We start from the raw sequence: 16,352 nt of genomic DNA on the forward strand, positions 1-16,352 counted from the left end.
AAACGGAACTGGTTCACATATGTAGGACGGATCGCCGCGCAAATATCAATGTGACATTAGTGGGGCGATTGTTTAGGATGGCGCCAAGAAGGTCAATAGTTTGGCACAAACTTAATCATCGAAGAATAAAGCCAAAATATTGACGATACTGACTGTCAAAATTTAAATCGCCTCCATACGGCTGCTCAAAATAGTAGCCAGGATTATGGAAGTCACCCGAACGGATCGCCGGAGAAATCTTCAATGAGCAGTGTTGTTGCCACAGTCAAAAGCATTGTTGGTCAGGTTTTTGTTATTTCTCCGGAAGGGACCCGACGTGTACTCGTTGAAGGTGACCGGTTATTTGTAGGTGATCAGATCGACACCGGCCTGTCTGGCGCGGTGAGCCTGGAGTTGGCCGACGGTCGCATCCTGGACCTGGGCCGCGACACGCAATGGAGCGCCGACGCACCTGATTCCAGCGCCGACCTGGCCGCAGCGACCGCGCAAGCCGCGCCATCGGTTGCCGAACTGCAGCAAGCCATTGCCGCCGGTGCTGACCCGACGACCGAACTCGAAGCCACGGCAGCCGGCGCAACCGCCGCGGGTACGGGCGCTGCGGGTGGCGGGCACAGCTTTGTGATGCTGGATGCAACCGCGGGCAGCGTCGCCCCCGTGATCGGCTTCCCCACTGCGGGGCCAAGCTCTGCCGCTTCGACCCTGACCCAACAGACGGGTGGCGCCGCGAACACGAGCGGCCTGGTACAACAGGCGGCCACGCTGACCTTGGGCGCGACCCCGACGATCACCGAGGCCGGCGGCGTACTGACCTACACCGCGACCATTACCCAGGCATCCAGCACTGACCTGAACGTCACGCTGTCCAACGGTTCGGTGATCACCATCCCGGCCGGCCAATTGACCGGCTCCGTCAATGTACCGTTGGCCCCCAACGACAGCCCGTACATCGACCCAAGCCAGATCAGTGTGACGGTCACCGGCACCACCGGCGGCGCCAATCTGGTCCTGACCGTCGACCCGACGCCGGCCATGACCCAGATCACCGACACCCTCGACACCACCACCGTGACCCTGACTGCGGGCGAGACGGTCACCGAAGGCGGCCAGATCACCTATACCGCGACGCTGACCAACCCGGCGCAGACACCCGTCACCGTCACGCTGTCCAATGGTTCAGTGATCACTATCAAGGCCGGCGAGTCGGTCGGCACCGTGGTCGTCGATACACCGGCGAACGATGTCTACGTTAACGGCAGCACCGTCAGCACCACCATCACCGGCGCTAGCGGCGGCAACTTTGAAAACCTGGTGCCGAGCACCACGCCCGCCGTGACGACCGTTACCGACTCGGTCGACACCACCACCGTGACGCTGGGCGCGCCTAGCTCTGTCAACGAAGGCGGCCAGATCACCTATACCGCCACGCTGTCCAATAAAGCGGGCGCTGACGTCACGCTGAAGCTGGATAACGGCTCCACCATCGTCATCAAGCAGGGCGAAACGGTCGGCTCCGTGACGGTTGATGCGCCTGGCGATGACGTGTTCGTCGACAACAGCACCCAGACAGTCAAGATCACTGACGCTACTGGCGGCAACTTCGAGAAACTGGAAGTCGCTGGTGACGGTGCAACCACCACCATTAACGACACGATCGACAAGGTCGATGTGGTGCTGACCGCCACGCCTACCGTTGGCGAAGGCGGCACCATCGTCTACACCGCCAGCCTTGTGGATAAAAACGGTGCGCCGGTGACTAATATCAGCAACCCGCTGACCGTGACCTTGGGCAATGGCCAGACCATCACCATCGGTGTGAACCAGTCCAGCGGCACTGTCACCGCGCCTGCGCCGAACGATGTGTATGAAGGTACTCAGACCGTTACCACCGCCATCGCCAACGTAAGCGGTGGCGCGCACTTCGAAAACCTGGTGCCGGGCACCACGCCGGTCACCACCACTGTGACCGATACGCCGGGCACTACCGATACCACCACCGTAACCCTGACGGCGCCCGCCCAAGCCAGCGAAGGCGGCACCATCACCTACACTGCGACCTTGAGCAACAAAGCCGGCAGCGACCTGACCCTCACGCTGAGCAATGGTGATGTCATCACCATTGCCAAGGGCGAAACCACAGGCCAGGTGATTTCCAAGGCGCCAGGCGACGATGTCTTCAAAGATGCAGGTCCGATCAACGTCACGATTAATCCGCACGTCGTAGGGGGTGGTTTCGAGAAACTTGATATCGCACCCGGCGGGGCGACGACGCAGATCAATGACACCATTGATGATGTGAAGGTCGTACTGAGCGCTACCAACACTGTGGGTGAAGGTGGTCAGATCGTTTACACCGCCAGCCTTGTGGATAAAAACGGCGCTCCGGTGACGAACATCACCAATCCGTTGACTGTGACTCTGGGTAATGGCGAGACCATTACCATTGGTGTGAACCAGTCGAGTGGCACTGTTTCGGTTCTGGCGCCAAACGATGTGTACGCCGGCGACCAAACCGTCAGCACTGCGATCACTAACGTCGCGGGCGGTGGGCACTTCGAGAATCTGGTTCCGGGAACTGACACCGTTACTACCACTGTCACCGACACACCGGGCACTGATGACACCACGACCGTGACCTTGACGGCTCCGTCATCGGTTAACGAAGGTGGCCAGATCACCTACACCGCGACCTTGAGCAACAAGGCCGGGTCTGACGTGACTCTGAAGCTCGACAACAACGCGACCATCACTATCAAGGCCGGCGAAACCGTCGGTACCGTGACAGTCGATGCGCCAACCGATGACGTATTCATCGACAAGTCCTCCGAGACGGTCAAAATCACTGACGCCAGTGGCGGTAACTTCGAGAAGTTGGAAGTTGCAGGCAACGGTGCGACCACCGTCGTCAATGACACCATTGATGATGTGAAGGTTGTGCTGACCGCCACCAACACCGTGGGTGAAGGTGGCCAGATCGTTTATACCGCATCGCTGGTCGACAAGGCTGGTAATGCTGTTACCAACATCACCAATCCGCTGACCGTGACCCTGGGCAATGGCGAGACCATCACCATTGGTGTGAACCAGTCCAGCGGCACTGTTTCGGTTCTGGCTCCTAATGATGTGTACGCAGGTGATCAAACACTCACCACCGCCATCACAAAGGTGACCGGCGGCGAGCACTTCGAGAAATTGGTTCCGGGCACTGACACCGTCACCACGACCGTCACCGACACACCGGGCACTGATGACACCACGACAGTGACTTTGACGGCTCCGTCGTCGGTTAGCGAAGGTGGCCAGATCACCTACACCGCTACGCTTTCCAACAAAGCAGGTAGCGACGTCACTCTGAAGTTGGACAACAACTCGACTATCACGATCAAGGCGGGCGAAACCGTCGGTACCGTGACAGTCGATGCACCAACCGATGACGTGTTCATCGACAAGTCCTCCGAGACGGTCAAGATCACTGACGCCAGTGGCGGTAACTTTGAGAAATTGGAAGTCGCAGGCAACGGTGCGACCACCGTTGTCAACGACACCATTGATGACGTGAAGGTTGTACTGACCGCCACCAACACCGTGGGTGAAGGCGCCCAAATTGTTTACACCGCCAGCCTTGTGGATAAAAACGGCGCTCCGGTAACGAACATCACCAACCCGCTGACCGTAACCCTGGGCAATGGCGAGACCATTACCATTGGTGTGAACCAGTCCAGCGGCACTGTTTCGGTTCTGGCACCAAACGATGTGTATGCCGGCGACCAAACCGTCAGCACCGCTATCACCAAGGTGACCGGCGGTGAACACTTTGAAAACCTCGTACCTGGAACCGATACCGTCACCACGACGGTCACCGACACACCGGGCACTGATGACACCACCACTGTCACGCTAAGCGCGCCTAGCTCCGTCAACGAAGGTGGCCAAATTACCTACACCGCGACCTTGAGCAACAAGGCCGGGTCTGACGTGACCGTGAAGCTCGATAACAACTCGACTATCACCATCAAAGCCGGTGAAACCGTCGGCACGGTCACCGTCGTTGCGCCAACCGATGATGTGTTCATCGACAAGTCTTCCGAGACCGTCAAAATCACTGACGCAACCGGCGGCAACTTCGAGAAGTTGGAAGTTGCAGGCAACGGTGCGACCACCGTCGTCAATGACACCATTGATGATGTGAAGGTTGTACTGACCGCTACCAACACTGTGGGCGAAGGTGGTCAGATCGTTTACACCGCCAGCCTTGTGGATAAAAACGGCGCTCCGGTAACTAACATCACCAACCCGCTGACCGTAACCCTGGGCAATGGCGAGACCATTACCATTGGTGTGAACCAGTCCAGCGGTACTGTTTCGGTTCTGGCGCCAAACGATGTGTACGCAGGTGATCAGACGGTCACCACTGCGATCACCAAAGTCGCGGGCGGCGAGCACTTCGAAAATCTGGTACCTGGAACCGATACCGTCACCACGACGGTCACCGACACACCGGGTACCGATGACACCACGACCGTGACTTTGACAGCTCCGTCGTCGGTTAACGAAGGTGGCCAGATCACTTACACCGCGACCTTGAGCAACAAAGCAGGCAGCGATGTCACTCTGAAGTTGGATAACAACTCGACCATCACCATCAAGGCCGGCGAAACCGTTGGTACCGTGACAGTCGATGCGCCAACCGATGACGTGTTCATCGACAAGTCTTCCGAGACCGTCAAAATCACTGACGCAACCGGCGGTAACTTCGAGAAGTTGGAAGTTGCTGGTAACGGTGCAACCACCGTCGTCAATGACACCATTGATGACGTGAAGGTTGTACTGACCGCCACCAACGCCGTGGGTGAAGGCGGTCAGATCGTCTATACCGCGTCGCTGGTCGACAAGGCTGGTAATGCTGTCACCAATATCACCAACCCATTGACCGTGACCTTAGGCAATGGCGAGACCATCACCATTGGTGTGAACCAATCCAGCAGCACTGTTTCAGTACTGGCGCCAAATGATGTGTATGCCGGCGACCAAACCGTCAGCACTGCGATCACCAAGGTGACCGGCGGCGAGCACTTCGAAAATCTGGTTCCGGGAACTGACACCGTCACTACCACTGTCACCGATACACCGGGTACCGATGACACCACCACTGTCACGCTAAGCGCGCCTAGCTCCGTCAACGAAGGTGGCCAAATCACCTACACCGCGACCTTGAGCAACAAGGCCGGGTCTGACGTGACTCTGAAACTCGACAACAACGCGACTATCACTATCAAGGCCGGCGAAACCGTTGGTACCGTGACAGTCGATGCGCCAACCGATGACGTATTCATCGACAAGTCCTCCGAGACGGTCAAAATCACTGACGCCAGTGGCGGTAACTTCGAGAAGTTGGAAGTTGCAGGCAACGGTGCGACCACCGTTGTCAACGACACCATTGATGATGTGAAGGTTGTACTGACCGCTACCAACACCGTGGGTGAAGGCGGCCAAATTGTTTACACCGCCAGCCTTGTGGATAAAAACGGCGCTCCGGTGACGAACATCACCAATCCGCTGACCGTGACTCTGGGCAATGGCGAGACCATTACCATTGGTGTGAACCAGTCCAGCGGCACCGTTTCGATTCTCGCGCCAAACGATGTGTACGCAGGTGATCAGACGGTCACCACTGCGATCACCAAAGTCGCGGGCGGCGAACACTTTGAAAATCTGGTTCCGGGCACTGACACCGTCACCACGACCGTCACTGACACACCGGGCACTGATGACACTACGACCGTGACCTTGACGGCTCCGTCATCGGTTAACGAAGGTGGCCAGATCACCTACACCGCTACGCTTTCCAATAAAGCAGGTAGCGACGTCACGCTGAAGTTGGATAACAACTCGACTATCACCATCAAAGCCGGTGAAACCGTCGGCACGGTCACCGTCGATGCGCCAACCGATGACGTATTCATCGACAAGTCTTCCGAGACGGTCAAAATCACTGACGCCAGTGGCGGTAACTTCGAGAAGTTGGAAGTTGCAGGCAACGGTGCGACCACCGTTGTCAACGACACCATTGATGATGTGAAGGTTGTACTGACCGCTACCAACACCGTGGGTGAAGGCGGCCAAATTGTTTACACCGCCAGCCTTGTGGATAAAAACGGCGCTCCGGTGACGAACATCACCAATCCGCTGACCGTGACTCTGGGCAATGGCGAGACCATTACCATTGGTGTGAACCAGTCCAGCGGCACCGTTTCGATTCTCGCGCCAAACGATGTGTACGCAGGTGATCAGACGGTCACCACTGCGATCACCAAAGTCGCGGGCGGCGAACACTTTGAAAATCTGGTTCCGGGCACTGACACCGTCACCACGACCGTCACTGACACACCGGGCACTGATGACACTACGACCGTGACCTTGACGGCTCCGTCATCGGTTAACGAAGGTGGCCAGATCACCTACACCGCTACGCTTTCCAATAAAGCAGGTAGCGACGTCACGCTGAAGTTGGATAACAACTCGACTATCACCATCAAAGCCGGTGAAACCGTCGGCACGGTCACCGTCGATGCGCCAACCGATGACGTATTCATCGACAAGTCTTCCGAGACGGTCAAAATCACCGACGCCACGGGCGGTAACTTCGAAAAACTGGAAGTTGCTGGTAACGGTGCGACCACCGTCGTCAACGACACCATTGATGACGTGAAGGTTGTACTGACCGCCACCAACACCGTGGGTGAAGGCGGCCAGATCGTTTATACCGCTAGCCTTGTGGATAAAAACGGTGCTCCGGTGACGAACATCACCAATCCGCTGACCGTGACTCTGGGCAATGGCGAGACCATTACCATTGGTGTGAACCAAACCAGCGGCACTGTTTCAGTACTGGCACCAAACGATGTGTATGCCGGCGACCAAACCGTCAGCACTGCGATCACCAAAGTGACTGGCGGTGGGCACTTCGAGAATCTGGTTCCGGGTACTGACACCGTTACTACCACTGTCACTGATACCCCAGGTACCGATGACACCACGACCGTGACTTTGACGGCTCCGTCGTCGGTTAACGAAGGTGGCCAGATCACCTACACCGCTACGCTTTCCAATAAAGCAGGTAGCGACGTCACGCTGAAGTTGGATAACAACTCGACTATCACTATCAAGGCTGGCGAAACCGTCGGTACCGTGACGGTCGATGCGCCAACTGATGACGTATTCATCGACAAGTCCTCCGAGACGGTCAAAATCACTGACGCCAGTGGCGGTAACTTCGAGAAGTTGGAAGTTGCAGGCAACGGTGCGACCACCGTCGTCAATGACACCATTGATGATGTGAAGGTTGTACTGACCGCTACCAACACTGTGGGCGAAGGTGGTCAGATCGTTTACACCGCCAGCCTTGTGGATAAAAACGGCGCTCCGGTAACTAACATCACCAACCCGCTGACCGTAACCCTGGGCAATGGCGAGACCATTACCATTGGTGTGAACCAGTCGAGTGGCACTGTTTCGGTTCTGGCGCCAAACGATGTGTACGCCGGCGACCAAACCGTCAGCACTGCGATCACTAACGTCGCGGGCGGTGGGCACTTCGAGAATCTGGTTCCGGGAACTGACACCGTCACCACGACCGTCACCGACACACCGGGCACTGATGACACCACGACAGTGACTTTGACGGCTCCGTCATCTGTTAACGAAGGCGGTCAAATCACCTACACCGCGACCTTGAGCAACAAGGCCGGGTCTGACGTGACCGTGAAGCTCGATAACAACTCGACCATCACCATCAAGGCCGGCGAAACCGTCGGTACCGTGACAGTCGATGCGCCAACCGATGACGTGTTCATCGACAAGTCTTCCGAGACCGTCAAAATCACTGACGCAACCGGCGGCAACTTCGAGAAATTGGAAGTTGCAGGCAACGGTGCGACCACCGTCGTCAATGACACCATTGATGATGTGAAGGTTGTGCTGACTGCCACCAACACCGTGGGGGAAGGCGGCCAGATCGTTTACACCGCATCGCTGGTCGACAAGGCTGGTAATGCTGTTACCAACATCACCAATCCGCTGACCGTGACCCTGGGTAATGGCGAGAGCATCACCATTGGTGTGAACCAAACCAGCGGCACTGTTTCAGTACTGGCGCCAAACGATGTATATGCCGGCGACCAAACCGTCAGCACTGCAATCACCAAAGTGACTGGCGGTGAGCACTTCGAGAATCTGGTTCCGGGAACTGACACCGTTACCACGACCGTCACCGACACACCGGGCACTGATGACACCACGACAGTGACTTTGACGGCTCCGTCATCTCTTAACGAAGGCGGTCAAATCACCTACACCGCGACCTTGAGCAACAAGGCCGGGTCTGACGTGACCGTGAAGCTCGATAACAACTCGACCATCACCATCAAGGCCGGCGAAACCGTCGGTACCGTGACAGTCGATGCGCCAACCGATGACGTATTCATCGACAAGTCTTCCGAGACCGTCAAAATCACTGACGCAACCGGCGGCAACTTCGAGAAGTTGGAAGTTGCTGGTAACGGTGCGACCACCGTCGTCAACGACACCATTGATGACGTGAAGGTTGTACTGACCGCCACCAACACCGTGGGTGAAGGCGGCCAGATCGTTTATACCGCTAGCCTTGTGGATAAAAACGGTGCTCCGGTGACGAACATCACCAATCCGCTGACCGTGACTCTGGGCAATGGCGAGACCATTACCATTGGTGTGAACCAAACCAGCGGCACTGTTTCAGTACTGGCACCAAACGATGTGTATGCCGGCGACCAAACCGTCAGCACTGCGATCACCAAAGTGACTGGCGGTGGGCACTTCGAGAATCTGGTTCCGGGTACTGACACCGTTACTACCACTGTCACTGATACCCCAGGTACCGATGACACCACGACCGTGACTTTGACGGCTCCGTCGTCGGTTAACGAAGGTGGCCAGATCACCTACACCGCTACGCTTTCCAATAAAGCAGGTAGCGACGTCACGCTGAAGTTGGATAACAACTCGACTATCACTATCAAGGCTGGCGAAACCGTCGGTACCGTGACGGTCGATGCGCCAACTGATGACGTATTCATCGACAAGTCCTCCGAGACGGTCAAAATCACTGACGCCAGTGGCGGTAACTTCGAGAAGTTGGAAGTTGCTGGTAACGGTGCGACCACCGTCGTCAACGACACCATTGATGACGTGAAGGTTGTACTGACCGCCACCAACACCGTGGGTGAAGGCGGTCAGATCGTCTATACCGCGTCGCTGGTCGACAAGGCTGGTAATGCTGTCACCAATATCACCAACCCATTGACCGTCACTCTGGGCAATGGCGAGACCATCACCATTGGTGTGAACCAGTCCAGCGGCACTGTTTCGGTTCTGGCGCCAAACGATGTGTACGCCGGCGATCAAACCGTCAGCACCGCTATCACCAAGGTGACCGGCGGTGAACACTTTGAAAATCTCGTACCTGAAACCGATACCGTCACCACGACCGTCACTGACACACCGGGCACTGATGACACCACGACCGTGACCTTGACGGCTCCGTCATCGGTTAACGAAGGTGGCCAGATCACCTACACCGCTACGCTTTCCAATAAAGCAGGTAGCGACGTCACCCTGAAGTTGGATAACAACTCGACCATCACCATCAAAGCCGGTGAAACCGTCGGCACGGTCACCGTCGATGCGCCAACCGATGACGTATTCATCGACAAGTCTTCCGAGACGGTCAAAATCACCGACGCCACGGGCGGTAACTTCGAAAAACTGGAAATTGCAGGCAACGGTGCAACCACCGTCGTCAATGACACCATCGATGACGTGAAGGTTGTACTGACCGCCACCAACACCATCGCCGAGGGTGGTCAGATCGTTTACACCGCGAGCCTCGTTGACAAGAACGGTGCCGCCGTGACCAACGTCGGTTCCGACCTGGTGATCAAGCTGGATAACGGTTCGACCATTACCATCGGCAACGGCAAGACCTCCGGCACCGCCAATGTCACGGCGCCCAATGACGCCTATATCGGCGCCAGCGACGTTTCTGCCAGGATCACCCAAGTGGTCAGCGGCGGCGACAAGTACGAGAATCTGATTCCGGTCGGCACCCCGGTGATCACCAAGGTGACGGACGTGGTGAGCAACACCGTGATCAGCATCGCCGGCGATGCCTCTGTCACCGAGGGCCAGACCGCTCACTACACGCTGAATCTCACCAATCCGGCGGCGACCGAGGTTACGGTGACGCTCAAGTACAGCGGCACCGCTGCCGACGGTTCTGACTTCACGGGTGTGTACACCGTGAAGATTCCGGCGAACGCCAGCAGCGCGACGTTCGATATCAAGACCATCGATGACAAGTTGACCGAGCCTACGGAAAACTTCGTGATCACCATCGACAAGACTACCGGCGGCAACTTCGAGAACCTGGCGATCAGCGGTACCCAGGGCAGCGTCACCACGTCGATCATCGACAATGATGCGCCGCCGGTCATTGATCTGGATGCCAACAACTCCAGTGGCGCCAGCGGGGCCAACTACAAGACCTCGTTCACCGAAGGCGGCACCGGCGTATCGATCGCTGACGCCGACATCACTATCACTGATCCGGACAGCACCCAACTGACCGGCGCCACGGTGGTCCTGACCAATACTCAGCCGAACGACTCGCTGAACTACAGCAACGTCACCGGCATCACCGTGACCTCAGTTACTGATCCTGCCACCGGCAAGATCACCCTGACCTTGAGCGGAACCGCGACGCTGACTGACTACATGCAGCAGATCAAGAACATCACGTTCAGTAACAACAGCGACGACCCAAGCACTACGCCACGGATCATCACCGTGAGCGTAACCGACGGCGGCAACTACTCCAACGTGGCAACCACCACCGTCAACGTGGTCGCGGTCAACGATCCACCGGTTGCCACGGGGAGCGCCGTTACCGGCACCGAAGACACGCCGCTGGCCCTGACCTGGTCGAATTTCGGTGTCACCGACGTGGACTCTTCCCAGGCGAGCCTCGGGGTGAAAATTACCGAGTTGCCGGTGGCCGGCAAGTTGCAGTTCCTGGCTGCGGATGGCACCTCCTGGACCAACGTGAGCAGCGGGCAGACATTTACCAAGGCGCAGATCGATGGCGGTCAATTGCGCTTCATGCCAAACGCCAACGAGTCCGGTGCCAACGCTTACGGCGGTACGGGCGTGGGTAACAAGCAGGCTGACTACGCACAATTCAAGTTCCAGCCAACCGATGGCAAGGACTTGGGCAACAGCGCCACAGTCAAAGTCGACATCACGCCGGTAGCGGATGCGCCGACCTTGAGCGTTGCCGACAACACCATCGATTCCGTGGGGCTGATCAAGCAGAGCTGGAACAGCATTCCGAACATCGGCACCAACGGGAATGGCGCCTCGCCAAGCGTGTTGAAAAACGCCATCGACAACGCCGGCACGCCAACCAGCACGACAGTCTCGACTAGCGTCCAGCCCACTGCAGACGTACCCGGCGGTGCCGGCTCGAAGACCTCCGGCCTGATCTACCTGGAAGCGGGCAAGTCCTACACCTTCAGTGGCTACGGTGATGACAGCATCCTGGTCAACATCGGGGGCAAGGATGTAGCCAGTGGCACGTGGGGATCGAACTCCGGCAAGTTCAGCGGTACGTTCACCCCAACCAGCAATGGCTACTACAGCATTGATATCTACCATGCCAACCAGTCGGGTCCTGGCAGCTTTGATCTCAAACTGTCGGTCAACGGTGGCGCGGCTACCCACCTGAACAACACCACGATGCCGATCTACACCGGCATCAACGACCTGATCAACGCCGGCGCACAGGTTTCCGATTTGCACGGCAGCAACGGTCAGGGCTACTACGACGTCTACAAGCTCAACGAAGGCCTGGAAAACGGCACGGTGAAGCTGACCGCGGTCACCACTGGCCTGACCGATACCGACGGCTCGGAAACCCTGAGCGTGAAAATCGGTGGTATCCCGGCGGGCGCGGTTTTGAGCGACGGTGCCGGGCATACTTTCACGGCCACCAACGGCCTGAGCGAAGTGAATGTGACAGGTTGGGATCTGAACAACCTGACCCTCAAGCCGCTGCCTTACACCAGTGGCCAGTACAACCTGACTGTCACCTCGACCTCGACGGAAAGTCTGGGTGGTTCAGCGAGTACCGTGGCGAAATTGCCAGTCACCGTGTACCCGGCGACCTACAACCCGGTCACGGCGACTTCGGGCGATGACAACGTCACCGGTAGCAGTGGCAACGACGTTGTAGTGGCGGATGTTTCGGGTCTGAACGTGGTTCAGGGCAAGAACTACAACATCGCGTTCATGGTAGACAGTTCGGGCAGCATGAACGCGAACTCGATCAAAGCCGCGAAAGACTCGTTAACCACTGTGTTCAAGTCGCTGCAAGACAGTATCGGTTCCAGCACCTCGGGTACCGTCAACATTTTCCTGGCGGACTTCGACAGCCAGGTCAATCAGACGATTTCGGTTAACCTGAAAGACCCTGGTGCCTTGCAGGCCCTGCAGAAAGTCCTGGACTCGATGGTGTCTGGCGGCGGCACCAACTACGAAGATGTGTTCAAAGCCACGGCCAACTTCTTCAAGAGCGCCCAGGCCACCAGCAACACTGGCGCAATCAATACGACGTACTTCATCACCGATGGCCAGCCGACGTATTACCAGCGCAGCGAACAGACCAACCCGACGCTGTACGGCAACGTCAAGCTGGATGATGTGGTCACTACCAGCAACTACACGTTGGGCACCGCCACTCGAATCACTGTGGATCAGACCCACCTGATTGATATCGATGCGGCGGGCAAGGTCACCGTCTGGTCCTACAGCAACATCTGGGGTTGGACGCAGTCCAATCCGGGCATCATCCACGCCCAAGGGGATGGCACTTTTGAGCTGTCGGTCCTTGATGGCAAGGGTAGCGATACCGACACCGCGACCACCACCAACTCCAACACGGCCTTCGCGTTGCTCAAAGGCCTGTCCACGGGCGGCGTAGAGGCCATCGGCCTCAACAATGGTGTCAGTCTCACTCAACTGGCGCCTTACGACAGCGATGGCAAGCCGCAAAGCAATATCGATCCGAAGGACCTGGCCAACGCCATCCTCGGCCACTCCGAGGCCACCTTGCCGGGTGCCGACCGTGTCGATGGCGGTGACGGCAACGACATCCTGTTCGGTGATCTGGTGAGCTTCCCGGGGGTTGCGGGCGAAGGTTACAACGCGATCCAGACCTACGTGGCCGGGAAAAACGGCGTAGCGGTGTCTGCGGTCACCGGCCAGGATGTGCATAAGTACATCACCGAGCACTACACCGAGTTCAACACCTCAGGTGCGAAGGACGGTAACGACACGCTGCTGGGTGGCTCGGGCGATGACATCCTGTTCGGCCAGGGCGGCAGTGACTACCTGGACGGCGGCAAGGGTAACGACATCCTGCTGGGCGGCACCGGCAACGACACGCTAATGGGTGGTCCAGGTAATGACATCCTGATTGGCGGTTCGGGTGCCGATACCTTCGTCTGGAAATCCGGCGACGTCGGCAACGATGTGATCAAGGACTTCAAGGCGTCGGAAGGCGACCGTATAGACTTGCGCGACCTGCTCAAGGGCGAGACTGACGGCACCATCGATAACTTCCTGAAGTTGACGACGGTGGATAACGTGACGACGCTGCAGATCAGTTCCGAAGGCAAGCTCAACGCCGACGGCGGATTGGCCAATGCCGATGTGACGATCAAGCTGGAAGGCAACAACTGGTCCGGCCAGACGATCAACTCGTTGATCAGCGGTGCCGACCCGACCATCAAGGTCGATCACACCTAAGCTGAACCACTGGACCGGCCGCCTCTTGAGGTGGCCGGCTCATTTCAGGCAGCCCGTCACTGGCACGGGGCCACGGTTGCACGGCATACTCACGCCTGATGTGCGCCGTTGGCCTATGCTGCTGGCCAGTTGTTGCCAGTACTTCTGATGAGGGATGTTCAATGTTCTACGTGCAACGAGATGCACAGGGCGCGCTGATTCGCGTAGAGACGGCAGCCTTCATCGAGTCGACCGATACCTTGCTGGCCGATCATCTTGAGATTCAGGCCTGGTTCGCCAACGAAGAGGCGGAGGTCAGCCTCAAGCAACTCAAGCAAAGTGACTCGGAGATGATCCGGGTGCTGGAAGACCTGATCCACGTGCTGATCCAGAAAGGCGTGATCAACCTGACCGACCTGCCCGTTGCCGCGCAGAGCAAGTTGAAGGGGCGCCTCAATGCTCGGGAATCATTGAGCGGGTTGAGCCGGCTGATCAATGACGATGAGACCGGTTTGATCTGAGTCGCTTACCGCCAGGGCGCAGGCTCCCCAAACAGCTGGCCCTGCACACCAAAAATCCCCATCTCGCGAATCACCTTCAACTCCCCTTCGGTTTCGACGCGCTCGGCGATCAGCGGCAGGTCGATGCTGTGGGCTGCACGTTGAATGGCCTCGATGAACAGGCGTTTGTCGCTTTCCTGATCAATGTCACGGATGTAACTGCCGTCGATTTTCAGATAGGCCAGGCCCAGGCGCGCCAGATTGCCGATCATGCTGAAGCGCCCGCCAAAGCGCTGCAGGCTCAAACAGAAGTTCAGTTCCCGCAGACGCTGGGTCAGTTGCTCCAGCACAGCCTGGTCGGGCAATTGCTCCTCACCGATTTCCAGGGTCAAGCGTGGGCCCAGGTTGGAGTGTTGGCGCAAGAGCTCGAACACTCGATTCAGCGCCTGAGGGTCCGCCAGGGTCGCCGCGGACAGGTTCAGGGCCAGTGAGTGCTCGTGCCCGCTCAGGTGTTTGAGTACCCGCTCCAACATCAAATGATCCAGGCGCGCCGACCAACCGAAACGCTCCAGCCATGGCAGAAAACGTCCGGCCGGGATGGTTTGGCCCTGATCGTCCACCAGCCGCGACAGCACTTTGTAATGCAGGATCAGTTGCGGATCCTGGCTGGCCACCACGGGCTGGAAGTACAACTCAAAACGGTGCTGAGCCAGCGCCTGGTCGAGCAGAGAATGCCAGGCATGGTGATCATCACCGACACTGGCAGCGGCGCTGTGATCCAGACACACCCAACTGACGTCGCCCTGCGCTTCGGCCTGGGCCAAGGCCTGGTCGGCCAGCGTCAATAGCGATTGAGGCGAGTCCCCATGATTGAACGGCGCCAGACCGATACAGGCAACGGGGGTGACATCGCTGGCGCCGGTGGCTTGCAGGCTGAGCAGATTTTTTTCCAGGTTTTGCGCCAATTGCATCGCTTCTTCACGCACCAGCCCCGGTGCCAGCACCGCAAACTCACCGCCGCGGATCCGCGTGACCAAATTGTGGGTTTCCGGGTACGGCGCGCATTCACGCAGCAGCTGTTGGCCCACCGCCTGCAGGAGTCGGTCGGTGCGTTGACCACCCAGGCGCTGGTTGAGACCGGCCAGGTCTTTGATCCGCAACACCAGCAAGTAACCAGAGCTGGTTTCTTCAGGATTGCTGACCCGGGCGTTGAGTTGCATCTCGAAATAACGACGGTTGGCCAAGCCCGTAAGCGTGTCCTGATAGGATTCCACCCGCAGTTTTTCGCTGCGCTCAGCCTGTTCCTGGAACAGTGCCTTGAGCTTTTCCACCATCTGATTCATCGCCTGTACCACACGCCGCAGTTCCGGGGTGCGCGGCAGGTCGGGCAGGCTCAGGAATTCCCGGCGGGCGATGGCGTGAGACTGCTTGACCATGTAATCCAACGGTTTCAATTGCCGGCGCAGCAACAACGCCCCAAGCACCGCACTGACCGCGCCGCACAGCAGCAGCCAGCCCAGGCTACCCAGCGCGCTCTGCCAGAGCTTCGCCAAGGCGAACATCGGATGGCTGACCACCTCGACCCGCGCGGCCTGTTCCCAGCCACGGCTGACCAAGGCATCGCCACCGGCTGACTCCAGGCCGATCAACTTGACGAACCAATCCGGCACACCGTTGTTATCGGGGATACCACTACGCTCGACGATGGTCTGGTCATTGCTCAGGTCCACCACGCGGATGCTCGCGTAGTAGCCACTGTCGAAGATAGAACTGACCAGCAATTCGACCATCGCCGGGTCGTCGATATTCGGTGTCAGGGACAGCGCCAGCGCCGTCGCCGCATCTTGCGCATGGGAGCGCAACTGGTTCACATACTGCGTACGCGAGCTTTCCAGGCTGACCATGAAGCTGCCGCTGAAAGCGATCACCAGGAACAGACAGATAGCGATCAACAGTTGTTTGAACAAAGACATCTGA

At 57.9% G+C, this 16,352-nt stretch carries 3 protein-coding genes; 2 read left to right on the forward strand and 1 reads right to left on the reverse strand.

Translation table 11 applies throughout. From position 1 onward, the window contains the following. Positions 1 to 243 precede the first annotated feature (243 nt). Both BLU75_RS22090 and BLU75_RS22095 read left to right on the forward strand, forming a co-directional pair. Entirely contained in the window at positions 244 to 13,896 is a 13,653-nt protein-coding gene (locus BLU75_RS22090) for a retention module-containing protein (protein ID WP_090221563.1), read from the forward strand. Between the two features lie 161 nt (positions 13,897 to 14,057). Next, positions 14,058 to 14,396: a tryptophan synthase subunit beta gene (locus BLU75_RS22095; RefSeq protein ID WP_084381910.1), complete on the forward strand. Its 339-nt coding sequence runs from the start codon at positions 14,058 to 14,060 to the stop codon at positions 14,394 to 14,396. 5 nt (positions 14,397 to 14,401) lie between these two features. Here BLU75_RS22095 and lapD read toward each other — a convergent pair whose 3' ends face one another. Then, positions 14,402 to 16,348: a cyclic di-GMP receptor LapD gene (gene lapD / locus BLU75_RS22100; protein ID WP_084381909.1), complete on the reverse strand. Its 1,947-nt coding sequence runs from the start codon at positions 16,346 to 16,348 to the stop codon at positions 14,402 to 14,404. Positions 16,349 to 16,352: the final 4 nt, after the last annotated feature.

This window comes from Pseudomonas mucidolens (assembly GCF_900106045.1).
Lineage (GTDB): Bacteria > Pseudomonadota > Gammaproteobacteria > Pseudomonadales > Pseudomonadaceae > Aquipseudomonas > Aquipseudomonas mucidolens.